The organism is Streptomyces sp. NPDC051940, from assembly GCF_040680895.1.
In the GTDB taxonomy this organism is placed as follows: domain Bacteria; phylum Actinomycetota; class Actinomycetes; order Streptomycetales; family Streptomycetaceae; genus Streptomyces.
Window position 1 is genome coordinate 1 of record NZ_JBFAXR010000070.1, and the last position, 25,235, is coordinate 25,235.

Consider the following 25,235-nt stretch of genomic DNA (forward strand, 5'->3'; position numbering starts at 1 on the left):
TCACCATCAACTCCTCCACCGGTCTGATCTCCGGTACGCCCACCGCGATCGGGTCCTCGAGCGTCACCGTCACGGTGACGGACTCGGCGAGCAGCGAGCGTGCTCACGGGCCAGTCGGAGCCGTACATCAGCCGCTGCGGGCCGAACGCGTCGATCACGGTGTCCGCGTACGGGCGCAGACCGTCGACCGTCCACGAGCGCCAGTCGGCCTCCGTCACCATGCCGGAGAGCTTGCACACGGTGTTGGGCTCGGCGGCCAGCTCGCGCACCCGGCCGGCCCACGGCTCCGGCTCGCCCGCCGCGATCGGCGGTTTGCCCAGATGGTCGAGGACGAACGTCAGCCCCGGGACGGCCCGCGCCGCCCGTACCGCCGCGGGCAACTGGTGCGGGAGGAGCAGCAGTTCGTACACCAGACCGGCGTCGGCCACGGCGCGCAGCCCGCGCAGCACCTCCGGGCGGGTCAGCCAGTCGGGGTCCGGCTCGCCCTGCACCTGGTGGCGGATGCCGCGCAGGTACGCGCCGCCGGGCAGGGCGCGCAGCCGGGCCAGTTCGTCCGCGACGCCGGGGGAGGTCAGATCGGTCCAGCCGACGACCGCGCCGACCACGTCGCTCCGCGCGGCGATCTCCAGGAACTCGGGCGTCTCCTCCGGCACGGTGATCGTCTGTACGAGCACGGTGGCGGCGACGCCCGCCTCGCGGGTCTCGGCCTCCAGGTCGGCGAGGAGGAAGTCGCGGCGCAGCGGCGCGAGATCGGGACCGGTGATCCAGTCCTGGTCACGTACCTCCAGGTCCCAGAGGTGGTGGTGGGCGTCGACGACGGTCATGACGTGGTCCTTCCAGGTACGGGCGCCTCTGCGGGCTCCGAGCCCCACGCGGGTACGGGCGCCTCTGCGGGCTTCGGGCCCCCCGCGGGTACGGGCGCCCCCTCGGGCAGCAGGTCCCGCGCCCGCAGAGCGTCCCACAGGGCGCCGGGGACGGGGTGGCGGAACTGCTCGACGGCGTCGTGCACCTGGGCCGCCGACCGCGCCCCGACCAGCACCGAGGCGACCGCCGCGTGCCCGAAGGGGAACCGCAGCGCCGCGGCGCGCAGGGGTACGCCGAAACCCCGGGCGGTGTCACGCATCCGCACCGCCCGCCGCAGCACCTCCGCGGGCGCCGCGGCGTAGTCGTACGTGGCCCCCGGCTTCGGGTCGGCCAGCAGCCCGGAGTTGAACACGCCGCCGATCACCACGCTCCTGCCCGCCGCGGAGGCGGCGGGGAGCAGGTCGTCCAACGCGCCCCCTTCCAGCAGGGTGTAGCGCCCGGCGCACAGCACTGCGTCGACGTCGGTGTCCGTCACGAACCGCGCCAGCATCCGGCTCTGGTTCATGCCCGCGCCGATCGCCCCCACGACGCCCTGCGCGCGCAGCTCCTCCAGCGCCGGGTACGCCTCGCGGAACGCCTGCTCCTCGTGGCCGTCCGGGTCGTGCAGCAGGACCAGGTCCACCCGGTCCAGCCCGAGGCGGACGAGGCTGTCCTCCAGCGAGCGGCGTACGCCGTCGGCGCTGAAGTCCCACCGCCGCCGGTGCGTCGCGGGTACGGCGAACCCGTTGGCCCGGTCGTCGCCGCCCGCGTCGGACGGCTCCAGCAGCCGGCCCACCTTGGTGGACACGGTGTAGCTGTCGCGGGGCCGGCCGCGCAGCGCGGCGCCCAGGCGGCGCTCCGCGAGGCCGAGCCCGTAGTGCGGCGCGGTGTCGAAGTAGCGCAGACCCGACTGCCAGGCCGCGTCCACGGTGGCGGCGGCCTCGTCCTCGCCCACCGGCTCGTACAGGCCCGCGATCGCCGCGCTGCCGAAGCCCAGCGCGGTGACGGGGACGGCGGAGCGGCCGAGGGTACGGACCGGCAGCTCGGCGGTGGGAGCCGTCGTCATCAGCGCGCCTCCGGTCGCAGCCGCAGGCCCTGCATGCCGCCGTCGACGGCCAGCGCGGTGCCGGTGACCGAGGCGGCGGCGGGGCTCGCCAGATAGACGACCGCGGCCGCGACCTCGGCGGCGGACACCAGCCGGCCCATGGGCTGGCGGGCGTTGAGGGCGGCCCGCTCCGCCGCCGGGTCGTCGGCCTGGTCCAGCAGCCGTCCCACCCAGGGGGTGTCCGCGGTGCCGGGGTTCACGCAGTTGACGCGGATCCCCTCGCGGACGTGGTCGGCCGCCATGGCGAGGGTGAGCGACTGCACGGCGCCCTTGCTGGCGCTGTACAGGGCGCGTTGCGGCAGGCCGGCCGTCGCCGCGATCGAGGAGGTGTTGACGACGGCGGCGTGCTCGGACGTACGCAGGTGGGGGAGGGCCGCCCGGGTGGTGCGGACGATCCCGAGGACGTTGACGTCCAGCACGCGGTGCCACTGCTCGTCGTCGTTGTCCTCGACCGTGCCGACGGCGCCGATGCCGGCGTTGTTCACCACGATGTCGAGGCCGCCGAGTCCGGCCGCCGCGGCGGCGACGGCGGAGCGTACGGAGTCGTCGTCGGACACGTCCGCGGTGTAGCCGCGCAGGTCCCCGTCCAGGCTGCGGATGTCGAGGTCCAGTACGGCGACGGTGGCGCCGCGCGCGGCCAGCAGCTCGGCGGTGGCCCGCCCGATGCCGGAGGCTCCGCCGGTCACCAGGGCCTTCAGTCCGGACAGTTCGCCCACGGTCGTCTCCTCACGCATCCGCGAACACCTGCCGCTGGCCGCCGAGCCCGTCGATCTCCAGCTCGACGACGTCGCCCGCGCGCAGATAGGGGTTGTCCGGCAGGCCCAGGGCCACCCCGGCCGGGGTGCCGGTGTTGATGACGTCGCCGGGCTCCAGCACCATGTACTGGCTCAGATACCAGACGAGGTAGGCCACCGGGAAGATCATGTTCTCGGCGGCGCCGTTCTGCCGCGGCACCCCGTTGACGCTGAGGCGCAGTCCGAGCGCCTGCGGGTCCGCCACCTCGTCGGCCGTGACCAGCCACGGACCGAGCGGGTTGAAGGTCTCGCAGGACTTGCCCAGGTCCCACTGCGGGGACAGCTCCAGCTGGAACTCGCGCTCCGACACGTCGTTGCTGACGGCGTATCCGGCGATCACTCCCGCCGCGTCGTCCGGAGTCTCCAGGTAGCGGGCCCGGCTGCCGATCACCACCGCGAGCTCCACCTCCCAGTCGGTCTTGTCCGACCCGCGCGGGACGAGCACGGTGTCGTACGGGCCGACGACGGTGCCGGGGTCCTTCATGAACACCACCGGCCGCTCCGGTACCAGGGCGCCGGTCTCGGCCGCGTGGTCGCGGTAGTTGAGCCCGACGCACACGACCTTGCCGGGACGGGCCACGGGCGCGCCGACGCGCAGCCCCTCGGCGTCCAGGACGGGCAGGGTGCCGGCCTCCAGGGCGTCCCGTACCCGGCCGACACCGCCGGCGGCCAGGAACGGGCCGTCGATGTCGCCGGTCAGGCCCGACAGGTCGCGGACCGTGCCGTCGTCGGTGCGGACGGCGGGACGCTCGTGGCCGGGGGCGCCGAGGCGCATGAGTTTCACTTGCTTCTCCTTGCGGTCGCGGCGCCTTCGCGCCGCGGGGTTGATCACACGGCGGAGACGGCTCAGGCCGCCGCCCCCGCCTTGTCGTGGATGATGCGGATGATCTTCCCGCTCATCCGCTCGTAGTCGTGGTCGTTGGCCACCTCACCGCGGACGCGGTGGCCGGCCATCACGACCACCCGGTCGGCGAGCGTGACCATCTCCGCCAGGTCGCTGCTGATCAGCAGGATCGGCAGGCCGTCCCGGGCCAGGTCCCAGATCAGCTCGTGGAAGGCGTGCTTGGTGCGCACGTCCACCCCGACGGTCGGCTCGTCGACGATCAGCAACCGGGTGTCGGCGGCCAGCCACTTGGCGAGGCTCACCTTCTGCTGGTTGCCGCCGGACAGCTCCCCGGCGTTCTGCTCCGGCCCCGCCACGCGGATGCCGAGGCGGTCGATCAGGTCCTGCGCCACCTCCCGCTCCTGGCGGGCCGAGACCCGGCCGAGCGCGCGGGCGATCTTCTTCCACACCGTGACCGTGATGTTGCGGACGATGGGCTGCTCCAGGAAGACGCCCTCCTCCTTGCGGTTCTCGGTCAGGTAGCCGATCCCGTACGTGTGGAGGGCCTCGCGCGGCGAGCGGATCCGCGCGCTCTCGCCGTACACGCGGATCTCGCCGGCCGTGACGCGGTCGAGGCCCAGTACGGCCTTGACGAGTTCGCTGCGGCCCGCGCCGACCAGCCCGTACAGGCCGACGATCTCCCCGGGGCGGACCTCCAGCGAGACGTCCTCGTGGCCGGACGCCGTGGCGATGGCGGTGAGGGAGAGCGCCGGGTCCGCCGAGGCGTCGAAGGTGCGCGGCGTCATGTCGGACACGGTGTGCGCGCGGCCGACCATCAGGCTGACCACGTCGTCCTGGGTGTGGTCGTCGAGGGACGCCGACTCGAGCACCGAGTTGCCGTCGCGCAGCACGGTGACGGTGTCGCAGACGGCGAAGACCTCCTCCAGCTTGTGGCTGACGAAGACGACGCAGGTGCCGCGCGCGGTGAGCCGGCGTACGACGTCGAAGAGGTGCTCGGCCTCCTGCGGGGACAGGGAGGCGGTGGGCTCGTCGAGCAGCAGCACCCGGCTGTCGGTGTAGAGGGCCTTGGCGATCTCCACCAGCTGCTGCTGCGCCACCGACAGCTCCCGCACCAGGCGGTGCGGGTCGAGGTCCAGGCCGAGTTCGGCCAGGCAGCGCTCGGCCGGGGCGGTCATGGCCTCCCGGTCGACCAGGCCCCGGCGCGAGGGCGGGTCCTGGAGGGTGATGTTCTCCGCGACGGAGAACCCGGGGATCAGGTTGCGCTCCTGGTGGACGACGCCGATCCCGGCCCGGGTGGCCTCCAGCGGCGAGCGCAGCTGGATCTCCTCCCCGCGCCAGGTGAGCCGCCCGCCGTCGGGGGCGTGCACCCCGGTGATCACCTTGATCAGGGTGGACTTGCCCGCGCCGTTCTCACCGAGCAGGGCGTGCACGGTGCCGGCGGTCAGCGTCAGCCCGACCCCGTCGAGGGCGCGCACACCGGGGAACACCTTGACGATGTCCTCGCATCGCAGCAGTACGTTGCTCATCGGGCGCCTCCCGTCGCGGCCGCGGCGGCCGGTGTCGCGTCGCCGCGTGGCACGGGCGCCGGGCCCTTCTTGTCGAGGTGGGTCTGGTGGATGCGGCCGCCGACGACGGTGCCGAGCACGACCAGGCCGATCAGGAAGTTGACCCAGCTCGGGTCCAGCGAGAACTGGGCGCGCGCGGTGTCGATGAGCCGCATCAGGAACGCGGCCAGCACCGTGCCGACGACCGCGACGGAGCCGCCGGTCAGGGCGACGCCGCCGATGATGGGCGCGGCGAAGCTGGGCAGCAGCCAGTCGCCGCCGACGCTGCGGTTGACGCCCGGCAGGGAGGCGGTGGCCGTCAGCGCGGCGATGCCGACGAGCAGGCCCGACAGGGTGTGGGCGAGCACGATCTGGCGGTCGGTGGAGATGCCGGAGAGGCGCGCGGCCAGGGGGTTGCCGCCGGCGGCGAGCAGCCGGCGGCCGGCCACGGTGCGGTACATGAACGCGGCGAGGGCGGCGGCCGCGGCGAGCGCGGTGAGGAACACCAGCGGGATGTTCAGCGGCGCCGCACGCCCGAGGTCGCGCAGCGTCTCGGAGTAGCCGTCGATGGTACGGGTCCCCGACAGCCGGTACTGGGCGCCGAGCAGGATCGTCATGGTGCCGAGCGTGACGATGAAGCCGTTGATCCGGGTGGCGACGATGAACACGCCCGTCACCAGGCCGGTCGCGGTGGCGGCGAGCACGCCGATCAGCGCGGCGAGCACCGCGGGCACCCCGTTGTCGGCCATCAGCACGCCCATCAGGCAGGCGGTGAAGCCGCCGAGCGCGCCGACGGCCAGGTTGAGCTGGCCGACGCACAGGGCCACCATCTGCGCCAGGCCGATGAGGATCGGCGTGGCGAGGTACTGCAGGAACGTACGCAGCGACGGGCCTTCGAAGAACGAGCCCGACGAGGAGATCCCCAGGGCGACGTAGCCCGCGAGGACCACGCACAGCAGGGTCGTCGTCGTGGAGCGGGACATGCGCCGTAGGGCCGCCGGGGCGGCGGCGCGCAGGTCGCGGATCGTGGTCATGTGGAGCGCACCACCTTGCGGTAGGACAGGACGGTGCGTACCCGGTCCGCCGACAGAGCCAGCAGCAGCACGCAGCCGAGATAGATGTTGAGGCTCTCCAGCCCGACGCCCAGCAGGTCCAGGCCCTTGCGGATGACGCCGACCAGGGCGGTGCCCAGCAGGGCGCCGAGGACGGAGACGACACCGCCGGTGAGGAGCGTGCCGCCGAGGACCGAGCCGAGGAACGACGGGAGCATGAAGTCCTCGCCGATGGAGGCGCGGAACGTGCCCGTGCCCACGGCGGCCATGAACCCGGCGAGCGCGGCGAGCAGCCCGGACAGGGCGTGCGCCAGCACGATCCGGCGCCCGGTGGGGATGCCCGACAGCTCGGCGGCGGCCGGGTTCGCACCGGTCAGCAGCAGCTCGCGGCCCATCCGGGTACGGGAGTAGAGGAACCCGACGGCGAGCAGGGCCAGCACGGTGAACTGGGCGATCTGCGGGACGGCGGGGGAGCCGCAGACGGGGCCCACGCAGGCGTCGGCGAGCGACGCCGAGCGCAGCTCGGCGAGCCCCGCGGGCCGGGTGGTGAACGCCGCGTTCTCGGTGAACGCCGAGTACAGCAGCGAGATGAGGCCGAGGAGGGCGAAGTCCATCGCCAGCGTGACGACGAAGGAGCTCACCCCGGTACGGGCGATGATCCAGCCGGTGAGCGCCCCGATGGCCGCCCCGGCCACCAGGCACAGCACCAGCCCCAGCGGCAGCGACAGCCCGAGCCGGTCGTAGCCGAAGCCGGCGAAGAACGCGCCGAACGCGGCCATCCGCCCGACGGCGAGGTTCATGTGCCCGACGGAGAGGACGGCCAGCTGCGCCAGCGCCACCACCGTCAGCGTCGAGATGTCCCGCAGCAGCGGGAACAGCACGAGCCGCTGGTCGAAGAACGCGGGGCGCAGGATCCCGAACAGGGTGCCGAGCGCGACGATGAGGACGAGCAGGCCGAGGCGCTGGTTGACCCAGAACGGCAGCCGGTGCGCGGGGCGCGCCCCACCGGCGGCCTGCTCGGTGTCGCCCTCGGGTACGGCGACCGCCGCCTTCATGACACCCTCCGGTCCTCGATGGCGTCCAGGTCCCAGTCGATGCCGATGCCCGGCTCGTCCGGCGCCACGGCCAGCCCGTCGCGCACCGTCAGCTCGGTGCGGGTGACGGCGCGCAGCTGCGGGATGTACTCGACGTACGCCCCGTTGGGGACCGCGGCGACCAGGCTGACGTGCAGCTCCATCAGGAAGTGCGGGCAGACCTTGACGTTGAAGGTCTCCGCCAGGTGCGCGACCTTCAGCCACGGGGTGATACCGCCGACGCGGGCCACGTCGACCTGCACCACCGAGGCGGCGCCCTGCTCCAGGTAGCTGCGGAACTGCATCGGCGCGTACATCGACTCACCGACCGCGACGGGGATGGTGGTCGAGCGCGCGAGCCGCGCGTGGCCGCTGATGTCGTCGGCGGGCAGCGGCTCCTCCAGCCAGTACGGGTCGTACGGCTCGAGGGCCGCGGCCAGCTGTACGGCGGAGGACAGCGACTGCGACTGGTTGGCGTCCGTCATGATGTGCAGCTGCGGGCCCACGGCCTCGCGTACGGCGCGCAGCCGCTCCGCGTCCTCGGCGGGGTGCGGCTTGCCGACCTTCATCTTCACGCCGGCCCACCCCGCCTCCTTGGCCGTGAGCGCCGACTTGACCAGCTCGTCCGCGGTCAGGTGGAGCCAGCCGCCCTCCGTGTCGTACACCGGGACCTCCTGCCGGTGCCCGCCGGCCAGCTGCCACAGCGGCTCGCCCGCGCGCTTGCAGCGCAGGTCCCACAGGGCGGTGTCGACGGCCGCCAGCGCGAGCGAGGTGATGGCGCCGGTGGTCGTCGCCCGGGTCAGGCCGAACAGCTCCTGCCAGAGCCCCTCGACGTTGCGCGCGTCCTTCCCCGCGAGGCGCGGCAGCAGATGGTCGCGGAGCAGCGCGAGGACGGAGGTCCCGCCGGTGCCGATGGTGTAGGCGTAACCGATGCCCTCCAGCCCGTCGGAGGTGGTGAGGCGGACGAGGATGGTCTCCTGCTTGACGAACGACTGCACCGCGTCGGTGCGGTCGGTCTCCACCGCGATGTCGGCGAGCAGCGCCGAGGCGTGCGTGATGGTGCTCATGGGGTTCTGACTTTCCGTGGTCGGCGGCCGGACGCTCACTTGCAGGAGAGGTACTTGTCGGCGAACTCCTTCTTCAGCTCCGTCGTCCTCGCCTGCCGCGCGGTGTCGTAGTCCTCGACGTTCTCCTTGGTGACCACGAAGGAGCCGGAGTCGACGATCACGCCGGGCTCGGCCATCGTGCACTGCTTGGACTGCAGCAGCGCCAGCGCCCAGGCGCCGATCTCCGCCTGGCCGACGGGGTTCTGCACGACGGTGGCGGCGGCGGACCCGTTCCTGATCGAGTCGAGGATCTTGGCGTCGTCGTCGATCGCTACGACCTTGGCCTTGGAGCCGGTCTCCTTGACCGCCTCGGCCGCGGCGACCGCCGGGTTGTAGGCGGTGGAGACGATGCCCTGGATCTGGTCGCCCTTGGCGGCGAGCAGGTCGGAGACGGCCTTCTGCGCCGTCTGCAGGTCCTTGTCGATGTCCGTGACGGTCTGCAGCAGCTTGACCTTGCCGCCGGTCTCGGCGACGGCCTTCTCGACGCCCTTGATCCGCCGCTGGGTGTTGGCGTCGACGTTGTTGCCGGTCAGATGGACGAGGGAGCCCTGGCCGCCCATCGCCTCGATCGCCGCCTTCGCCGACTTGTACGCGGCGAGCTCCACGTCCGTGGAGAGGCAGAAGTCGGCCTCGTTCTTCTCGCCGGCCGGGCAGGAGGCCAGCGACGCCACCGCGAAGCCCTGGGACTTCAGGTCGGCGAAGGTGGTGTTGATGTCCGTCGGGGACACGCCGAAGACGCCGAAGGCGTTGTAGCCGCGGGCGGCGAGGGTGGAGAGCACGTTGTTCTGCTTCTGCTGGTCCCACTCGGCGGTCTCGTCGAAGAGGACGTCGCCCAGGCCGAGGCTCTTCTTGGCGTCGGCGCCGGCCTGCTTCCAGGGCTGGAAGTAGGGGTGGGCGCCGCCGGGCACCAGCGCGATCTTCGTCTGGGAGCCGTCGGCGAGCTCGGCCGACCCGCCGCCGGGCTTCGCGGCGGCGGCGTTGCCTGTCGTCGCGGAGTCGTCCGAGGACTTCACGGTGCACGCCGCGGTGCCGGTGGCGAGGAAGACGACGGTGACGGCGGCGGCCAGGGCGGCTCTGGGACGGATCATGACGCTGCTCCAGACAAATCAAATAGGATTTGGTTGCTTGGCGAGGTTGCATGAGGGGTCGGCGCCGCGTCAAGACCCGTACGCGGATTACCTTGGAACCTACCGGGGCGGCATCGGCGGAAACCCGCTCGCCGCTTGTGACTTGCCTGTTGACATGCTGTGATGTGGATCCGGAGGCTCAGCGCCGGAAGAGCTCGGGGCGCGCCGGTCCGCGCTCCGCCCGGGACGAGGATGTCCGTGACGTACCACTTGTGAATCACATAGAATCTGGCGGCCTGGCTGCCGAAGAGGAGGCGAGTCCATGCCGTTGGACGCGGAGCCGGGTGGCGCACGGCAGGCATTCGCCCGGATCGTCCCCGCACCGCCGAAGCGCGAGGTGCTCGCGGACAGCGTGTACGAGTCCGTCAAGGCGATGGTGATGGACCTGGTGATCCAGCCGGGCGCGCGGGTCGGGATCGAGGCGCTGGCGCGGTCCCTGGGGGTGTCGCCGACGCCCGTCCGCGAGGCCCTGGCCCGGCTCGAGGCGGACGGTCTGGTGGTGAAGCGGTCCCTCTCGGGCTACCGCGCGACCGAGCTGTTGACCAGGCGGGACGTGGTGGAGCTCTTCGAGATGCGGGTGCTGCTGGAGCCCCGGGCCGCCGCACTGGCGGCCGAACGTATCGGCGACGCCGAACTCGACCGGCTGGAGGCCCTGGTCGACGAGTTGCAGGGGCTGCCGGAGGAGGCGCACGGCTACCGCGTCTACGGCCGGTACATGGCCGTGGACCAGCAGTTCCACGACGCGCTGGCAGCCGCCTCGGGGCGGACCCTGCTCGGGGCGGCCGTCCAGCGGCTGCACACGCACCTGCACCTCTTCCGGCTGGGTGCGGTAGCCGGCGGCGGCGATGCCACGGCCCTCGAACACAGCCGGATCGTACGGGCGATCGTGCGGCGCAGCCCCGAGCGCGCCGCGGCGGCCATGCGGGAGCACCTGGAGCTGAGCCTCGAACGCCAACTCAGCCGGTACGCCGAGGACTCCGGCCAATCCGATACGATCCGACCCTGAGTCATGTCCTGAACCACCCGATCTGCCCAGGAAATTGACGGCAGATGCCTGACTCCACTCCCTTGACTGGGCACTGACAGGGCTCATTTCATATACGAAATCAGTCAAGCGTTGTCGACGAGAGTGGAGCCGCCCGATGCGCAGACGCACAGCCACAGGACTGAGTCTGCTGGCGCTATGCGCCGCACTCACCTTCCCACCGGCCGCCGCCGACACCCCCGCGGCCGAAGGGACATCGGCGGCCGGGGGATCCGACTCCGTGCTGTGGTACGACGAACCCGCCCCGGACACCCACAGCGGCTGGGAGTCGCGGGCGCTGCCGATCGGCAACGGGGCCATGGGCGCCTCCGTGTTCGGCGGCGTCGGGGCCGAACGCCTCCAGTTCAACGAGAAGACCCTGTGGACCGGCGGGCCGGGGGTGTCCGACTACAACTTCGGCAACTGGTCGGCGCCGCGCCCCGGCGCGCTGGAGGAGGTCCGGCAGCGGATCTGGGCCGAGGGCAAGGTGACGCCCGAGTACGTACGCGACAAGCTCGGCATGCCGTCCGACACGCCCCGCTACCGCCGCTTCGGCGCCTACCAGAGCTTCGGCGACCTGCGCCTCACCTTCCCCGACAGCACCACACCGGTCACCGGATACCGGCGCGACCTGGACATCGACAAGGCCGTGGCGGGCGTCTCGTACCAGTCCGGCGACGTCCACTACAAGCGCGAGTACTTCGCCACCGCCGTGGACGGCGTCATCGTCGCCCGCATCACCGCCGACCGCCCCGGCCAGGTGGACCTCAAGGCGCGGATCGGCGTCCCCGCCAACCGGACCAGCTCGGCCACGGCCGACGACGGGCGGATCACCGTCAAGGGCGCCCTCGCCAGCAACGGCCTGGGCTACGAGACGCAGGTGCGCGTCCTCAACGACGGCGGTTCACGCACGGACGGCACCGACGGCACCGTGAGCGTGCAGGACGCCGACTCGGTGACCCTGCTCCTCACGGCCGGCACGAACTACGCCGCCCACTACCCCGACTACCGGGGCGAGGACCCGCACGCCCTGCTGACCACCGCGGTCGACCGTGCGGCGGCCAAGGGCTACACCGCCCTGCTGCACGACCACGAGGCCGACTACGCCGAGCTGTTCGACCGCGTCAAGCTCGACCTCGGCGGACAGCTCCCCGCCGTACCGACCGACGAGCTGCTGGCGCAGTACCGCGGCGGACCGTCCGCGGCCGACCGGGCGCTGGAGCAGCTGTTCTTCCAGTACGGCCGGTACCTGCTCGTGGCCTCCTCGCGCCCGGGTTCGCTCCCGGCCAACCTGCAGGGCGTGTGGAACGACATGGACGCCCCGCCCTGGCAGTCGGACTACCACCTCAACATCAACCTGCAGATGAACTACTGGCCGGCCGAGGTCACCAACCTGGCCGAGACGGCGAAGCCGTTCACCGAGTACGTCAACAGCCTGCGCGAGCCCGGACGCGTCACCGCCAAGCAGATGTACGGCGTCGAGAAGGGCTGGATGGCCCACCACGCCTCCAACATCTTCGGGCACACCGGCGCCTGGGACCACCCGGCGTACTTCTTCCCCGAGTCGGGCGCCTGGCTGGTCAACCAGCTCTACGACCAGTACCGCTACACCCTCGACGAGGACTACCTCACCGAGCAGGTGTACCCGGCGATGAAGGAGGCGGCGCAGTTCTGGATCGAGAACCTGCGCACCGACCCGTCCGACGGCAAGCTGGTCGCCACCCCCAGCTACTCCCCGGAGCACGGTTCGTCGACCGCGGGCGCCGCGATGTCCCAGGAGATCCTGTGGGACCTGTTCACGAACGCCGCCGAGGCCGCGGGCAAGGTCGGTGACACCGACTTCGCCGACCAGGCGGAGCAGGTGCTCGCCAAGCTGGACCCGGGGCTGCGCGTCGGCTCCTGGGGCCAGCTGCAGGAGTGGAAGAAGGACCTCGACGACCCGAAGGACACCCACCGGCACACCTCGCACCTGTACGCCCTCTACCCGAGCAACCAGATCTCCCCGCGCACCACGCCCGCCCTCGCCGACGCCGCCGAGGTGTCGCTGAAGGCCCGCACCGACGACGCCGCCGGCTGGAGCGCCGCGTGGAAGATCAGCCTGTGGGCACGCATGCTCGACGGCGACCACGCGCACACGATGCTCGCCAAGCAGCTCTCGTCCAGCACGCTGGCCAACCTGTGGGACTCCTACCCGCCGTTCCAGATCGACGGCAACTTCGGCGCCACCGCCGGTATGGCGGAGATGCTGCTGCAGAGCCAGACCGACACGATCGACGTACTGCCCGCCCTGCCGGCCGTCTGGAAGGACGGCAGCGTGGACGGTCTGCGTGCGCGCGGCGCGTTCACCGTGGGTACGACCTGGCGCTCGGGCAACCCGACGGAGATCCGGCTGGCCTCGGACAAGGGCGGCAACGCCCAGCTGCGCAACGACGCGTTCCGCGGCAAGGTCCGGGTGTACCGGGCGAACGGCAAGCCCGCCGACTTCACCGTCGACGGGGACGTGCTGACCCTGCCGACGGCTGCCGGTGAGTCGTACCGGATCGTCCCCCAGGCGCAGATCAGCCTCGCCGGCCCGGACCAGGTGCAGCGGCCGGGCACCCGGGTGCCGGTCTCGGTCACCCTCGCCGCGGCGGACGCGACGCCGATGCCGGCGGCCACCGCGACCCTCGAGGTGCCGGAGGGCTGGACGGTCGAGCCCGCGAGCGCACGGCTCAAGCCGTCCCTCCCGGGCGAGTCGGCGACCGCGGACTTCGTCGTGACCGTTCCGCAGGACGCCGCCGAGGGCGTGCAAGCGGTTCGCGGCGTGGTACGTACCGACGAATGGCGGCAGAGCTCGGCCGCGAGCGTCGAGATCCGGTGGCCCAACCTGGCGCTGGGCAAGCCGGCGACGCAGTCCACCACCGCCTACGGCGCCCCGGCCCCGCGAGCGGTCGACGGCAACACCGAAGGCACCTTCAACAAGGGGTCCGTGAGCCACACCGCCATCGAGGACCAGCCGTGGTGGCAGGTCGACCTCGGCGCCGCGCAGCAGATCGACCAGGTCGCCGTCTGGGGGCGCACGGACTGCTGCGCCGAACGGCTGACCGATTTCTATGTGCTGGTGTCCGACGAGCCGTTCGTGTCCGGGAACCTGGCCGAGGTGCTGGCCCAGCCCGGAGTCCGGGCCGTCCGGCACACGGCGCAGGTCGGCAAGCCCAGCAGGATCGCGGTGGGTGACAGCGGCCGGTACGTGCGCGTCCAGCTCGCCGGCCACAACGGGCTCTCCCTCGCGGAGGTCCAGGTGGTCCCGGCGGCGTAGGCGCCGGTAACCCCGGGGGGCGTGGCCGAGGTCCCGCCCCCCGGGGGTCTCCATCGCGAGCCGGGAGCCCGCCCCCCCCCGGGTCTCCACCGCGAGCCGGGAGCCCGCCCCCCGGTCCCAACCGTGCCGCCCGGCCGGACAGTCGCATCCCTCCGTTGACGTTTCTCGGGAGTCCCCATGCGTATCGCCGCCACACCCGTCAGCCGTCGCCGTCTCCTCGCCATCGCCGCCGGCGTCGGCGCGGGCGCCGCCCTGTGCCTGCCCGGGGGTGTACCCCGGGCCGTCGCCGCGGACGACCCGTACGAGACGATCCTGGCCCGCGCCCAGTCCCAGCTCGCCGGCGCCGGCTTCGACGCGGCGGATCCCGACTTCGCCGCCGCCCTGGCCGCCGTCGACCGCAGGTCGTCCGACACGTGGAAGCGAATGGACCGGTCCGCCTCCCGGACCGCCGTCTTCCCCGACCTCACCCCCGTCGCCGACGCCGCCATGTACGGGCAGAGCTACCAGCGGCTGCGCGGCATCGCCACCGGCTGGGCCACCCCCGGCACCGCGCTGTACGCGAGCGCCGAGGTCGAGGCCGAACTGCTCGCGGCGATGCGCTTCCTGCACGACAACGTCTACAGCTCCGGCCGCGGCGAGGTCGGCAGCTGGTGGTACGCCGAGATAGGCGCCCCGCGCGCGCTCGTCGACCTGCTGGTGCTGCTGCGCCACTCGGTCCCCGACGCCGACCGCGCCGCCTACCTCGCCGCCGTCAACAGGTTCTGCCCGAACCCCGACCGCCGCACCCTCACCCCGAGCATCGTCGAGACCGGTGCCAACCGCTCCGACAAGGCGGCGATCGTCGCCCTGGCCGGCGCGCTGGGGAAGGACCCGGCCCGGATCGCACTCGCCCGCGACGGGCTCTCCGACATCCGGGGCGCCGGCAAGTACAGCCTCTTCACCTACGTCACGAGCTTCGACGGCCTCTACCCGGACGGCTCCTTCGTCCAGCACGGCTACATCGCCTACACGGGCACGTACGGCCAGGTGACGCTCAGCGGCGTCGCCGTGGTCGCCGCGCTGCTCGCCGGCACCGAGTGGGCGATCACCGACCCGGGCATCTCCGTCATCCACGACGCCGTCGAGCGCACCTTCGCGCCGATCAGCTACGACGGGCTGGCCATGGACACCGTGCGCGGCCGCGCCGTCTCCCGCCAGCGCGCCGGCGACTACGTGGACGGCGCGGCCATCACCAGCCGCATCATGCTGCTGGCCACCGGCGCGCCGGCGGAGTACGCCGACCGCTGGCGGGCCCTGGTCAAGGGCTGGCTGCAGCGCAACGAGCTGCACCCGTACGCGAGCCTCGCCACCCTCCCCGACCTGGCTCTCGCCAAGCAGATCCTGAACGACCCGTCCGTCGTCGCGGCACCCCGCCTGACCGGCCACTTCTCCTTCGCCGACATGGACCGCGCCGTCCACCGCCGCCCCGGCTGGGCGCTCGCCCTGTCGCTCTCGTCCAAGCGGATCGGCTGCTACGAGGCGGGCAACGGCGAGAACCAGCGCGGCTGGTACCAGGGCGACGGAATGACGTACCTCTACGCGGGCGACGACCTCGGACAGTTCAGCGACGCGTACTGGCCGACCGTCGACCCGTACCGGATGCCGGGGACCACGATCGACACCAGGGTCCGCGCCGAGGTCGGCACCGGACCGGGGACCGGCACCTACCGCCCGCCGAACTCCGTGGCGGGCGGCGCCGTCCTCGACTCCCGCTTCGGGACGGCCGCCCTCGACCTGTACGGGGCGGGGTCGACCCTGCGCGCCCGCAAGGCGTGGTTCTTCCTCGACGACGCCGTGGTCTGCCTCGGCAACGGCATCACCTCCACCGACGGCCGGACCATCGAGACCGTCGTCGAGAACCGCAACCTCGGCGCGAGCCCCGACCGCCTGTTCCAGCTCGACGGTGTCGCCCAGCCCGCCACCGAGGGCTGGAGCGCCACGCCGGACAGCCCCGCGTGGGCGCACCTGGACGGCACCGGCGGCTACGTCTTCCCCGACCCGGCCGACGCCGCGACCACGCTCAGGGTGCTGCGCGAGAACCGCGCGGGCACCTGGTACGACATCAACGACGGGGTGGACACGCGCGGTACGCGGGACGAGGTGACCCGCCCGTACCTGACCCTCTGGTTCGACCACGGCGCGTCCCCGGCCGGCGGCAGCTACTCCTACGTGCTGCTGCCCGCGGCGTCCGCCGCCGAGACCCGTGCCTTCGCCGGCTCCAGGCCCGTCGTGACCGAGGCCAACGACGCGATCGCGCAGGCGGTCTCGGTCCGCTCGCAGGGGCTGACGGCGGCCCACTTCTGGCAGGCGGGCACGGCCGCCGGGATCACGGCGGACGGCCCGGCGGCGGTGGTCGTGACGCGCCGCGACGACGGCATCCGCGTCGCGGTCGCCGACCCGGGACGCACCGCCACGACGGTCACGGTGACCCTGCCCTTCGCGACGGGCGAGGTGGTCTCGGCGGACCCCACGGTCACGGCCGTCCCGGGCCGGCGGACGGTCCTGACCGTGCGGACGGCCGGCTCGCGCGGCCACTCGTACACCGCGCACCTCGCCTGCCCGGCGTAAGGGCGTCGGACGAGGTGGCCATCACGGGCCGCCGGCCTTCGCCCCCGCCGCCCCTCAGCCGAGGGCCTCCCGTACCAGTCGGGCGGTCTCCGACGGCGTACGGCCCACCCGTACGCCCGCCGCCTCCAGGGCCGCCTTCTTCGCCTGGGCGGTGCCCGAGGAGCCGGAGACGATCGCGCCGGCGTGGCCCATGGTCCTGCCCTCCGGGGCGGTGAAGCCCGCGACGTAGCCGACGACGGGCTTGGTGACGTGGGCCGCGATGTACGCCGCGGCGCGCTCCTCCGCGTCGCCGCCGATCTCGCCGATCATCACGATCAGGTCGGTGTCGGGGTCGTCCTGGAACGCCCGCAGGCAGTCGATGTGCGTCGTGCCGATCACCGGGTCGCCGCCGATGCCGACGCAGGTGGAGAAGCCGAGGTCGCGCAGTTCGTACATGAGCTGGTACGTGAGGGTGCCCGACTTGGAGACCAGCCCGATGCGCCCCGGTCCCGCGATGTCGGCCGGGATGATGCCCGCGTTGGACTGCCCGGGCGTGATCAGGCCCGGGCAGTTGGGGCCCACCACGCGCACGCCCGCCGCCTCGGCCCGGGCCCGGAACGCCACCGTGTCGTGCACGGGCACGCCCTCGGTGATGACGACCGCGAGCCCGATCCCGGCGTCGACCGCCTCGTCCACCGCGTCCCGTACGAACGGCGGCGGCACGAACACCACCGTCACGTCCGCACCGGTGGCGGCGACCGCCTCCTTCACGGAGCCGAAGACGGGCACCGTGCGGTCGTCGAAGTCGACGGCCGTGCCCGCCTTGCGGGGGTTGACCCCGCCGACCACGTCGGTGCCGGCGGCGAGCATCCGGCGGGTGTGCCTGCGGCCCTCGGAGCCGGTCATGCCCTGCACGATCACCTTGCCGGCGCGGGTGAGGAAGATGGCCATCGCGGTTCAGCTCCTTGCCAGTTCGGCGGCCCGCCCGGCCGCGCCGTCCATGGTGTCCAGCCGGGTGACGTACGGGTGCGCGGCCGCGTCGAGGATCGCGCGGCCCTCCTCGGCGCTGTTGCCGTCGAGCCGTACGACCAGGGGTCTGGTCAACTCGACCCGCTCCAGCGCCCGCACGATGCCGGTCGCGACGGCGTCGCAGGCGGTGATGCCGCCGAAGACGTTCACGAACACGGATCTGACGTCGGGGTCGTCGAGGATGACACCGAGGCCGTCCGCCATCACCTGCGCGGAGGCGCCGCCGCCGATGTCGAGGAAGTCGGCCGGTGCGCCGCCGTGGCGGGCCACCACGTCGAGGGTCGACATCACCAGCCCGGCGCCGTTGCCGATGACGCCGACGCTGCCGTCGAGCTTGACGTAGTTCAGGCCCTTGGCCCGGGCGGCGGACTCCAGCGAGCCGCCTTCGCCGGGTATGTCGTACGCGGCGTGATCCGGGTGCCGGAAGCGGGCGTTGTCGTCGAGGGTGACCTTGCCGTCGAGGGCGACGACGGCGCCGTCACGGGTGCGCACCAGCGGGTTGACCTCCACCAGCAGGGCGTCCTCCGCGGTGAACACCTCCCACAGCGCGACCAGGGCGGGCACGGTCTCCGGCGGCAGCCCGGCCGCGCCGGCGATCTCGGCGGCCTTGGCCGCGGTGACGCCCTCCGCCGGGTCGACGGGGATCCGCGCCAGCGCCCCGGGCCTGGTCGCCGCGACCTCCTCGATGTCCATGCCGCCCTCGGCGGACGCCATCGCCAGCCAGCCGCCACTGGCGCGGTCCAGGAGGTACGAGACGTAGAACTCCTCGGCGATCTCCGCCTGCTGGGTCAGCATCACCGTGCGGACCGGATGGCCCTTGATGTCCATGCCGAGGATGTCGCGGGCCCGCTCTTGGGCCTCCTGCGCGGTGCCGGCGAGCTTGACGCCCCCGGCCTTGCCCCGGCCGCCGGTCTTGACCTGGGCCTTCACCACCACGCGCCCGCCCAGCAGTTCGGCGGCCGCGAAGGCCGCCGGCGCATCGGTGACGACGGCCGCGTCCAGCACGGGCACCCCGTGCCTCCTGAACAACTCACGTGCCTGGTACTCGAACAGATCCATGGTCAACAGCACCTGCCGTAGCTCGAGTTCGACGAAGAAAACCGGTGCGCGCCCCCTGGACATCGACTCACCGATGCGGGATAACCATCTGCATACAGTATTTGTGTCCTGTATGCAATGTGCGGAGTCTGCATCGCGACACGGTACGGAAGAGGCACGGCAGGGGGCGCTGACCGGACTCTCTCCACGCAACTCCACGCAAGGGGTGCTAACCAGTGGCAACGACACAGATCACGACGGACCTCCCGTACCGGGAGGTGACCGACGCGAACGGCAGAACGTACCGCATCGGCGAGACCGACACCGACATCATGGGCCGCGGCCGGAAGTGGATGGTCATCCTGCCGTGGGTCGGCATGATGGGCATCTCCTCCGCCGAGTACGCCTTCGCGTCCGCGGAGGACACCCTGCACACCGCGCACAGCTGGTCCAGCCTGCACATCTTCTGGATGCTCGGCGTGTGGGTGTTCTTCCAGGCCGCGGTGGCCTTCCCGGCGGGCAAGCTCCGTGAGAGCGGAAAGCTGCCGGCCCGCTGGGCGATGATGCTGGGCGCCGTGGGCACGCTGCTCGGCTACGTCTCGCTCGCCTACGCGCCGCACGTCGTCGTGGCGTACCTCGGCTTCGGCATGTTCTCCGGCATGGGCGCCGGCATGGTCTACGCGACCTGCGTGAACATGGTCGGCAAGTGGTATCCGGAGCGCAAGGGCGGCAAGACCGGCTTCGTGAACGGCGGTTTCGCCTACGGCTCCGTGCCCTTCGTCTTCATCTTCACCGGCTACATGGACCTCACCAACTTCCGCTGGGTGCTGGTCTCCGCCGGTGTCTTCCTCGCGTCGGTCGTCGCCGCCGCAGGCTACTTCTTCCAGGACCCGCCGAAGAACTGGTGGCCGCCGAACGTCGACCCGCTGCGTCCGCCGGACGACCCGCGGGCCCGGCGCGCGCTGGAGAAGAATCCGCCGGCGATCAAGCAGTACACCCCGCGGGAGGCCTGGCAGACGGGCCGGGTGAGCCTGATGTGGTTCTGTCTGCTGTGCACCTCGGGCGTCAACATCTTCGGCATCGCCTTCCAGGTCGACTACGGCGACGAGGCGGGCTTCGCCGGCGGCATCGTGGCCACCGCCATGTCGCTGAAGGCGATCGTCAACGGCACCGGGCGCGGCGTGATCGGCTGGCTGTCCGACCGGTACGGGCGCAAGCAGTGCCTGATCTTCGTGTGCATCGTGCTGGGCCTGTCCCAGTACGGCATCATCTGGGCCGGTGAGATGGGCAGTCTGCCGCTGTTCCTGCTCTTCTCCAGCATCTCCGGCTTCGGCGGCGGGGCGATCTTCCCGATGTTCGCGGCGATGACCGCGGACTACTTCGGGGAGAACAACAACGCGTCCAACTACGGCATGGTCTACAGCTCCAAGCTGGTGTCCGGGCTGCTCGGCTCCGGCATGGGCGCGGTGGTCGTCGGCGCCTGGGGGCATGTCGGGGCGTTCGTGCTCGCCGGGTCGATCTCGCTGTTCGCCGGCTGCGTGGCGGTGTTCCTCAGCCCGCCGGGCCGCGACCGCAAGGGCCGCCGCCTCGTCGAGCCCAACCCGCGGCCGATCAGCCGGGAGGCCGACTGACCTCCGCACCGGGCCCGTTGCGCAGTCCCGGCCGTGCTCCCCAGGCGGCCGGGGCTGACCGCACCCGCCACCCGGTCAGCTCCGACGGCCCGGGGGCGAAGCCCCCGCCATCACCCCGCTGGCGCGACTGCCCCTTCCGGCGGGGTTTGGGGGCGGGGTCCCCGGTTGTCGTTTGGCTGGCGAGACTGCTCTTCGGGCGGGGTTTGGGGGCGGAGTCCCGGCTGTCGTCTAGCTGGCGAGACTGCTCTTCCGACGGGGGCTGGGGCGGAGCCCCGGCTGTCGCCTGGCGACGCAACCACCCTTCCGACGGGGTCCGGGGGCGGAGCCCCCGGAATCGGTCCGGCGGCCGACCGCTCAGTCCTCCGCCTTGTGCCGCTCATGGTACGAATGCCGAGTGTGCTCGGTATGAGCCCGCATCACGGCCTGCGCCTTCGCCTCGTCGCGGGCGGCGATCGCCGCGATCAGCTCGCGGTGCTCGATCCAGGACTGGGCGCCGCGATGCCGGGCCACGGGGGTGTAGTACCAGCGCACCCGGCGGTCGACCTGGCCGGCCAGCTCCGCCAGGACCTCGTTGCCGGCCAGCTCCATGACGTACCGGTGGAAGGCCGCGTTCGCCGCGACCACGGCGTCGACGTCGTCCTCGGCGACCGCCTGCTCGCCCACCGCGCACAGCTCCTCCAGCCGGGTCACGCCCTTGGCCGGGGCGTTGGCGGCGGCGAGGCGGGCCGCCTCGGTCTCCAGCAGGGCGCGTACGACCAGCAGCTGGTCTGCTTCCTCGTGCGTGGGCTCGTGGACGAACGCGCCCTGCGCCGGTCGCAGATCCACCCAGCCCTCGGTGTTGAGGCGCTGCAGCGCCTCGCGCACCGGCTGGCGGGAGACGCCGAGGTGGCCGGCGAGTTCGGTCTCCACCAGATGCTGCCCGGGGCTCAGGGCGCGGGTGATGATGAGCTCGAGGAGGGCCTCGTAGACTCGCTCGCGCAGCGGGCCGGGGCGGTCCAGCTTGGGGACGGTGCCTTGGGGCAGTCCTGTGGAGAGCATGCCTGTTCCCTCGCTCAGCTCGCTCGACGACAGCGATTGGCTTTTGAATACATTCTACTGAGCGCGGGTGTGCGGTGGGCACCTTCCTGCAAGAGTGATCCTGTTCACTTGGAACCTCCGAGGATGCCCCAGCCTTCAGGCCGGGGAGGAATCGGACTGCGGAGCAGGGCAAGAACAGCCGGATCGCCGGCAGGGCGGTGCGGCGTTTGCAGCCGCTGTCCGGACGGCGGACGCATTGTCAGTACCCTTCGCTAGGTTGCTTCGCATGGCGGCGATCGAGGATGGCGGGCGGGCCCGGTACACCTACCGGCTGCGGGTGTCGTCGACCGCCCGCACCGCGCTGCTCGCCGAATGGGACCGGTGTCGGTGGCTCTGGAACGAGTGCGTGGCCAAGTCCCGCAGCGTGCACGCCCACAACCGGGCGCACCTGGACGCGCAGCTGACGTGCGGTCCGGCGCAGCTCGACAAGATGCTCACCGCGGCCCGGGCCGTCACGCCGTGGCTGCGTGCGGGCGCTTCGGTACCACAGCAGCAGATCATCCGGGACTTCGCTGCCTCCCGCGCCAAGGCGCTGCGGGACATCGACCAGCGACTGCCAGTGCACCGGCGCGCGGGCCTGCCGCGGTACAAGAAGAAGCGCGAGACCCGTGCGACGCTGAACTACACCACCCGCGGCTTTCGACTTAAGGACGGCCGCCTGCAGCTGGCGGGCGGCATCGCGGTCACGGTGGTCCGGTCGCGCGAACTGCCCGCCGCACCGTCCTCGGTGCGCGTCTATCAGGACACCTGCCGCACCCCCAGCACGGCAAGGGGGCCGCGCAGAAGCCGGCCCGCTACCAGCGGATGATGGCCCGCCGCAAACCGGCCAAGGGGCAGGCCGCTTCGAAGGGCTACCGCCGGGCGCGCACGGCGGCCGCGAAGCTGCATCAGAAGGTGGCCCGGCAGCGGCAGGACACCGCCCGCAAGTGGGCGAAGAAGGTCGTGACCGACCATGACGTGATCGCGGTGGAGGACTTCCGGCCGAAGTTCCTTGCCAAGACGACCATGGCGCCCCAGGCCGCCGATGGGGCGATCGGCGCCACGAAGGCGGCCCTGCTGGAGATGGGGCGTAAGCACGGGCGGGGCATCCGCCTGGTCAATCCGGCGCATACCACGATGGACTGCGCGGCGTGCGGAGCGAGAACCAAGCACGCACTGCCTCTTTCGCAACGTACCTACACCTGCACCGCGTGCGGGCTTGTTTCCCCGAGGGACAAGAACTCCGCCCGTGTGATGCTGGTCCGGGCTGGTCTCAACCCGGCTGGTGCCGAGGGTGCAAGACCTCCGGGAGCGCCGCTCCCGCAGGCAGCCTGAGCCAGGAATCCCCTCCCCTCGGGGACGGGAGGACGTCAGTTCTGGCGCTTCGTGTCGCGGGGCCGGGCTAAGCCCGCGGCGTACGGTCCGACCGCAGATACGTCAGCACCGCCAGCACCCTGCGGTGGTCCGCCGGTGACTCGTGCAGGTCCAGCTTCCGCAGGAGCTGGCGGATATGCGTCTCGACCGTCTTGGGGCTCATGAACAGGCACTGCGCGATCCCCGTGTTGGACCGGCCCTCCGCCATCAAGGCGAGGACCTCCCGTTCCCGGGCGCTCAGCGGCTCCAGCGGGTCCCGGGTGCGCGGACGGCGCATCAGACGGGCGACGATCGTCGGGTCCACGACGCAGTCGCCCTCGGTTACGCGCCGCAGCGCGTCGGACAGCGCCGCGGCGTCCGCGACACGCTCCTTGAGCAGGTATCCGACGTGCTCCGGCACCTCCTTCAGCAGCCGCAGCGCGTAGTGGGTCTCCAGGTACTGGGAGAGCACCAGCACCCCGAGCGCCGGATGCCTGCGGTGCGCCTCCTGGGCGAGGACCAGCCCCTCGTCCGTGAAGGTGGGCGGCATCCTGATGTCCACGATCACCGCGTCGGGCACCTCCTTGTCCAGCTCGGCCAGCAGCGCCTGCGCGTTCTCCACCGTCGCCAGCACCGTGCAGCCCGCGTCCGTCAGCAGCCCCGCGGTACCGCGCCGCACCAGCGCCGAATCGTCGGCGATCATCACTCGCACCGTGCCCCACCTCCCCTGACCGGGAACACCGCCTCCACCACCGTTCCCCCGGCGGCCTGTTCCCCCACCCGCAGCCGCCCGTCGAGCGCCGCCACCCGGTCGGCGAGACCGCGCAGCCCCGAACCGCCCGGATCGGCGCCGCCCCGGCCGTCGTCGGTCACCCGCACAGCGACACCGTTCCCCTCCGGGACGCATGCGACGCCCGCCCGGGTGGCCCGCGCGTGCTTGCGGACGTTGGTGAGCGCCTCCGCGCAGACGAAGTATGCCGCCGCCTCCAGTGACGGCTCCAGCCGACCGATCCGCACCGTCACGGTGACGGGCAGCCCGGCGCGGTCCGCAAGCTCGGGCAGCGCCGCCGCGAGGCCGCCCTCGTGCAGGCTGCGCGGCCGTACGCCGTGGGCGAAGGACCGCAACTCCGCACGGCCGGCGGCGACCTCGGCCCGTACGGCGTCGACCTCCGCACGTACCTCCCCGTCCGACGAGGCCGCCAGCTCGGCCAGATGCCGGTCCGCCGCCGCCAGGTTGCGCTCGGCGCCGCCGCCCAGCTGCTGGGCGAGCACGCGCCGCTGCTCGTCCGCCGCCTCCACGATCCGGCGCCGTGCCGTAGCCAGCCGGTCCACCCGGGCCCGCGCCTCGGCCTGCATCCGGGCGTTGGCCACGGTGAGGCGGACCGCCGCCTTCGCGGCGTCGAGCAGCCGCTCGTCCTGGAGTACGGCCGGGTCGTGGAGCAGGACGGCGACCATCTCGCCGTCGTCCTCGACAGGGGTGGCCACGCGCCCGCGCGGGTCGCCGTCCAGCGGGCGCCCGTCCTGCGGCGGCACATCGACGGGACGGCCCGATGCGTCCACGTACCCCGCATGCCCCGGTATCCGGTAGCCGATGACGAGCGCCGGGTCGCCGAGGGCGCGGGCCAGCGCCGCACGCAGGTCCGCCATGCCGCCGCCCCCGCCCAGCCGCGTCACCAGCGCGGCGACGGTGGCGTCGGTCCAGCGCCCGTACCGCAGGTCCGCCGCCAGCCAGACCGCCACCGCGCACAGCACGGCGTCGTAGGCCAGGGCGACCTGGAGGTCCCAGCCCAGCCCGAGGGCGACGTCGGCGGCGCTCACGGCCAGCACCAGGGCGAACACCAGCGCCGCCGCCAGCGCGGGCCGGCCGGCGCTGCGGGCGGTGCCCGAGGTGCGTGCGAACACGTCCACGGCGGCCACCGCGACCAGCACGGCCAGCCCGCCCGTCAGCCAGGCGGCATCGGCGAAGCCCTCGTAGAGGGCGGCCGCGTACGCCGCGACCACGGTCACGGCGGCGGAGCGGCGGTGCAGCCGGCCCGTCGGATAGGACAGGTGCAGCTGGGCCATCGCCCCCCGGTGGAGGAAGACCAGGCCCGGGACGATGGAGCCGAGGAACCAGCAGCCGGCCGCGAGGGCCATGACCAGGCCGACCCGGCCGCCGCGCGCGCCCGTCCGGTCGCCCCGGCGAACCGCCCCGTGACGCTGCCCGCCCCGACGCCCCGCCCGGCCCCGGCCGGACGCCCCGAGAAGGACCACACCCGACGTACCGAGCAGGACCGCCCCGACCGTGACGTCCGCTGCCGCCAGCAGCTGCGAGGACATGGCGGCGCTCACTCCGTCAGCGCGGCGAGCGCCGCCCCGGAGAGATCCTCCTTGGCGATGAACCCGCGGGCCGAGCTGCGGGCCAGCCGGTCGCGGTACGACGCCGGATCGCGGCTCGACGTCAGCACCACCGCGGGGGCGTGCGCCCCCCTCGCGGCGATCCGCTCGCAGACCTCGAACCCGTCGAGGTCCGGGAGGATCACGTCCAGCAGCACGATCCCGGGCGCCAGCCGCTCGGCACCCTCGATGGCCGCCGCGCCGTCGGCCGCCTCGCCGACCACGTCGTAACCCTCCGCCTCCAGCAGCGCCCGGGCGAACGACCGGAAGCCGGCGTGGTCGTCCACCAGCAGCAACGTCGGCCTCACGGGCCGATGATGGCAGCCGGAGGCGGCCTCGCGCATCAGGGGTGGCGT

Annotated in this window: 18 protein-coding genes and 2 pseudogenes; 5 read left to right on the forward strand and 15 right to left on the reverse strand. The window is 72.6% G+C overall.

All coding sequences use genetic code 11. The features are described from left to right. Positions 1 to 89: 89 nt before the first annotated feature. The 9 genes and pseudogenes from AB0M28_RS24810 to AB0M28_RS24850 all read right to left on the reverse strand — a co-directional run. Positions 90 to 824: pseudogene (locus AB0M28_RS24810) on the reverse strand (amidohydrolase family protein); the annotation flags it as partial. Beyond that, positions 821 to 1,909: an aldo/keto reductase gene (locus AB0M28_RS24815; protein WP_365408941.1), complete on the reverse strand. Its 1,089-nt coding sequence runs from the start codon at positions 1,907 to 1,909 to the stop codon at positions 821 to 823. The pseudogene AB0M28_RS24810 and the gene AB0M28_RS24815, both read right to left, overlap by 4 nt. Then, complete coding sequence (locus tag AB0M28_RS24820; RefSeq protein ID WP_365409016.1) at positions 1,909 to 2,664, reverse strand: SDR family oxidoreductase; 756 nt, start codon at positions 2,662 to 2,664, stop codon at positions 1,909 to 1,911. The genes AB0M28_RS24815 and AB0M28_RS24820 overlap by 1 nt, the downstream gene beginning before the upstream one ends. Positions 2,665 to 2,674: 10 nt before the next feature. Then, a complete protein-coding gene (locus AB0M28_RS24825) occupies positions 2,675 to 3,526 on the reverse strand; it encodes a fumarylacetoacetate hydrolase family protein (RefSeq protein ID WP_365408944.1) in 852 nt (283 codons plus the stop codon). 62 nt (positions 3,527 to 3,588) lie between these two features. Continuing rightward, the gene (locus tag AB0M28_RS24830; protein WP_365408947.1) at positions 3,589 to 5,112 is read right to left on the reverse strand and encodes a sugar ABC transporter ATP-binding protein; all 1,524 of its coding nucleotides are present in this window, start codon (positions 5,110 to 5,112) and stop codon (positions 3,589 to 3,591) included. Further along, positions 5,109 to 6,164, reverse strand: coding sequence for an ABC transporter permease (locus tag AB0M28_RS24835; protein WP_365408950.1), 1,056 nt, complete (start codon positions 6,162 to 6,164; stop codon positions 5,109 to 5,111). Before AB0M28_RS24835 ends, AB0M28_RS24830 begins: the two co-directional genes overlap by 4 nt. After that, on the reverse strand, positions 6,161 to 7,237 hold the full coding sequence (locus tag AB0M28_RS24840) for an ABC transporter permease (protein WP_365408953.1): 1,077 nt from the start codon (positions 7,235 to 7,237) through the stop codon (positions 6,161 to 6,163). The genes AB0M28_RS24835 and AB0M28_RS24840 overlap by 4 nt, the downstream gene beginning before the upstream one ends. Next, entirely contained in the window at positions 7,234 to 8,322 is a 1,089-nt protein-coding gene (locus tag AB0M28_RS24845; protein WP_365408956.1) for a mandelate racemase/muconate lactonizing enzyme family protein, read from the reverse strand. The genes AB0M28_RS24840 and AB0M28_RS24845 overlap by 4 nt, the downstream gene beginning before the upstream one ends. Positions 8,323 to 8,357: 35 nt before the next feature. Next, positions 8,358 to 9,449 (reverse strand): substrate-binding domain-containing protein, encoded by a 1,092-nt coding sequence (locus AB0M28_RS24850; protein WP_365408959.1) that lies wholly within the window; start codon positions 9,447 to 9,449, stop codon positions 8,358 to 8,360. 301 nt (positions 9,450 to 9,750) lie between these two features. Between AB0M28_RS24850 and AB0M28_RS24855 the strand changes: the two genes are divergently transcribed. From AB0M28_RS24855 to AB0M28_RS24865, 3 genes are all read left to right on the forward strand, one after another. Further along, positions 9,751 to 10,494, forward strand: a complete 744-nt coding sequence (locus AB0M28_RS24855; RefSeq protein WP_365408962.1) for a GntR family transcriptional regulator — start codon at positions 9,751 to 9,753, stop codon at positions 10,492 to 10,494. A gap of 136 nt (positions 10,495 to 10,630) precedes the next feature. Then, positions 10,631 to 13,810 (forward strand): glycoside hydrolase N-terminal domain-containing protein, encoded by a 3,180-nt coding sequence (locus AB0M28_RS24860; RefSeq protein ID WP_365408965.1) that lies wholly within the window; start codon positions 10,631 to 10,633, stop codon positions 13,808 to 13,810. Positions 13,811 to 13,987: 177 nt separating this feature from the next. After that, the gene (locus AB0M28_RS24865) at positions 13,988 to 16,417 is read left to right on the forward strand and encodes a polysaccharide lyase 8 family protein (protein ID WP_365408968.1); all 2,430 of its coding nucleotides are present in this window, start codon (positions 13,988 to 13,990) and stop codon (positions 16,415 to 16,417) included. A gap of 54 nt (positions 16,418 to 16,471) precedes the next feature. Here the strand turns inward: AB0M28_RS24865 and sucD are convergent, their stop codons facing one another. Together sucD and sucC are read right to left on the reverse strand one after the other, a co-directional pair. Next, positions 16,472 to 17,347, reverse strand: a complete 876-nt coding sequence (gene sucD / locus AB0M28_RS24870) for a succinate--CoA ligase subunit alpha (RefSeq protein ID WP_365408971.1) — start codon at positions 17,345 to 17,347, stop codon at positions 16,472 to 16,474. Positions 17,348 to 17,353: 6 nt separating this feature from the next. Next, on the reverse strand, positions 17,354 to 18,484 hold the full coding sequence (sucC, locus tag AB0M28_RS24875) for an ADP-forming succinate--CoA ligase subunit beta (protein ID WP_365408974.1): 1,131 nt from the start codon (positions 18,482 to 18,484) through the stop codon (positions 17,354 to 17,356). A 215-nt stretch (positions 18,485 to 18,699) separates the two neighbouring features. On the opposite strand from sucC, the gene AB0M28_RS24880 reads away from it, so the two are divergent. Next, a complete protein-coding gene (locus tag AB0M28_RS24880) occupies positions 18,700 to 20,094 on the forward strand; it encodes an OFA family MFS transporter (RefSeq protein WP_365408977.1) in 1,395 nt (464 codons plus the stop codon). 354 nt (positions 20,095 to 20,448) lie between these two features. Here the strand turns inward: AB0M28_RS24880 and AB0M28_RS24885 are convergent, their stop codons facing one another. After that, a complete protein-coding gene (locus AB0M28_RS24885) occupies positions 20,449 to 21,132 on the reverse strand; it encodes a GntR family transcriptional regulator (RefSeq protein WP_365408980.1) in 684 nt (227 codons plus the stop codon). 265 nt (positions 21,133 to 21,397) lie between these two features. Between AB0M28_RS24885 and AB0M28_RS24890 the strand changes: the two are divergent. Further along, positions 21,398 to 22,485: pseudogene (locus AB0M28_RS24890) on the forward strand (transposase). Between the two features lie 67 nt (positions 22,486 to 22,552). Here AB0M28_RS24890 and AB0M28_RS24895 read toward each other — a convergent pair. From AB0M28_RS24895 to AB0M28_RS24905, 3 genes are read right to left on the reverse strand one after another with little or no spacing between them, the layout of a single operon-like run. After that, on the reverse strand, positions 22,553 to 23,206 hold the full coding sequence (locus AB0M28_RS24895) for a response regulator transcription factor (protein ID WP_365408983.1): 654 nt from the start codon (positions 23,204 to 23,206) through the stop codon (positions 22,553 to 22,555). After that, positions 23,206 to 24,822, reverse strand: a complete 1,617-nt coding sequence (locus AB0M28_RS24900) for a hypothetical protein (protein WP_365408986.1) — start codon at positions 24,820 to 24,822, stop codon at positions 23,206 to 23,208. Before AB0M28_RS24900 ends, AB0M28_RS24895 begins: the two co-directional genes overlap by 1 nt. An 8-nt stretch (positions 24,823 to 24,830) precedes the next feature. After that, positions 24,831 to 25,187 (reverse strand): response regulator transcription factor, encoded by a 357-nt coding sequence (locus AB0M28_RS24905; RefSeq protein ID WP_365408989.1) that lies wholly within the window; start codon positions 25,185 to 25,187, stop codon positions 24,831 to 24,833. Positions 25,188 to 25,235 lie beyond the last annotated feature (48 nt).

Coding starts and splice junctions, on each gene's coding strand:
- AB0M28_RS24815 (WP_365408941.1), bottom strand. CDS start 1,909: ATGACGACGGCTCCCACCGCCGAGCTGCCGGTCCGTACCCTCGGCCGC.
- AB0M28_RS24830 (WP_365408947.1), bottom strand. CDS start 5,112: ATGAGCAACGTACTGCTGCGATGCGAGGACATCGTCAAGGTGTTCCCC.
- AB0M28_RS24835 (WP_365408950.1), bottom strand. CDS start 6,164: ATGACCACGATCCGCGACCTGCGCGCCGCCGCCCCGGCGGCCCTACGG.
- AB0M28_RS24840 (WP_365408953.1), bottom strand. CDS start 7,237: ATGAAGGCGGCGGTCGCCGTACCCGAGGGCGACACCGAGCAGGCCGCC.
- AB0M28_RS24845 (WP_365408956.1), bottom strand. CDS start 8,322: ATGAGCACCATCACGCACGCCTCGGCGCTGCTCGCCGACATCGCGGTG.
- AB0M28_RS24850 (WP_365408959.1), bottom strand. CDS start 9,449: ATGATCCGTCCCAGAGCCGCCCTGGCCGCCGCCGTCACCGTCGTCTTC.
- AB0M28_RS24855 (WP_365408962.1), top strand. CDS start 9,751: ATGCCGTTGGACGCGGAGCCGGGTGGCGCACGGCAGGCATTCGCCCGG.
- AB0M28_RS24860 (WP_365408965.1), top strand. CDS start 10,631: ATGCGCAGACGCACAGCCACAGGACTGAGTCTGCTGGCGCTATGCGCC.
- AB0M28_RS24865 (WP_365408968.1), top strand. CDS start 13,988: ATGCGTATCGCCGCCACACCCGTCAGCCGTCGCCGTCTCCTCGCCATC.
- sucD (WP_365408971.1), bottom strand. CDS start 17,347: ATGGCCATCTTCCTCACCCGCGCCGGCAAGGTGATCGTGCAGGGCATG.
- sucC (WP_365408974.1), bottom strand. CDS start 18,484: ATGGATCTGTTCGAGTACCAGGCACGTGAGTTGTTCAGGAGGCACGGG.
- AB0M28_RS24885 (WP_365408980.1), bottom strand. CDS start 21,132: ATGCTCTCCACAGGACTGCCCCAAGGCACCGTCCCCAAGCTGGACCGC.
- AB0M28_RS24895 (WP_365408983.1), bottom strand. CDS start 23,206: ATGATCGCCGACGATTCGGCGCTGGTGCGGCGCGGTACCGCGGGGCTG.
- AB0M28_RS24900 (WP_365408986.1), bottom strand. CDS start 24,822: ATGTCCTCGCAGCTGCTGGCGGCAGCGGACGTCACGGTCGGGGCGGTC.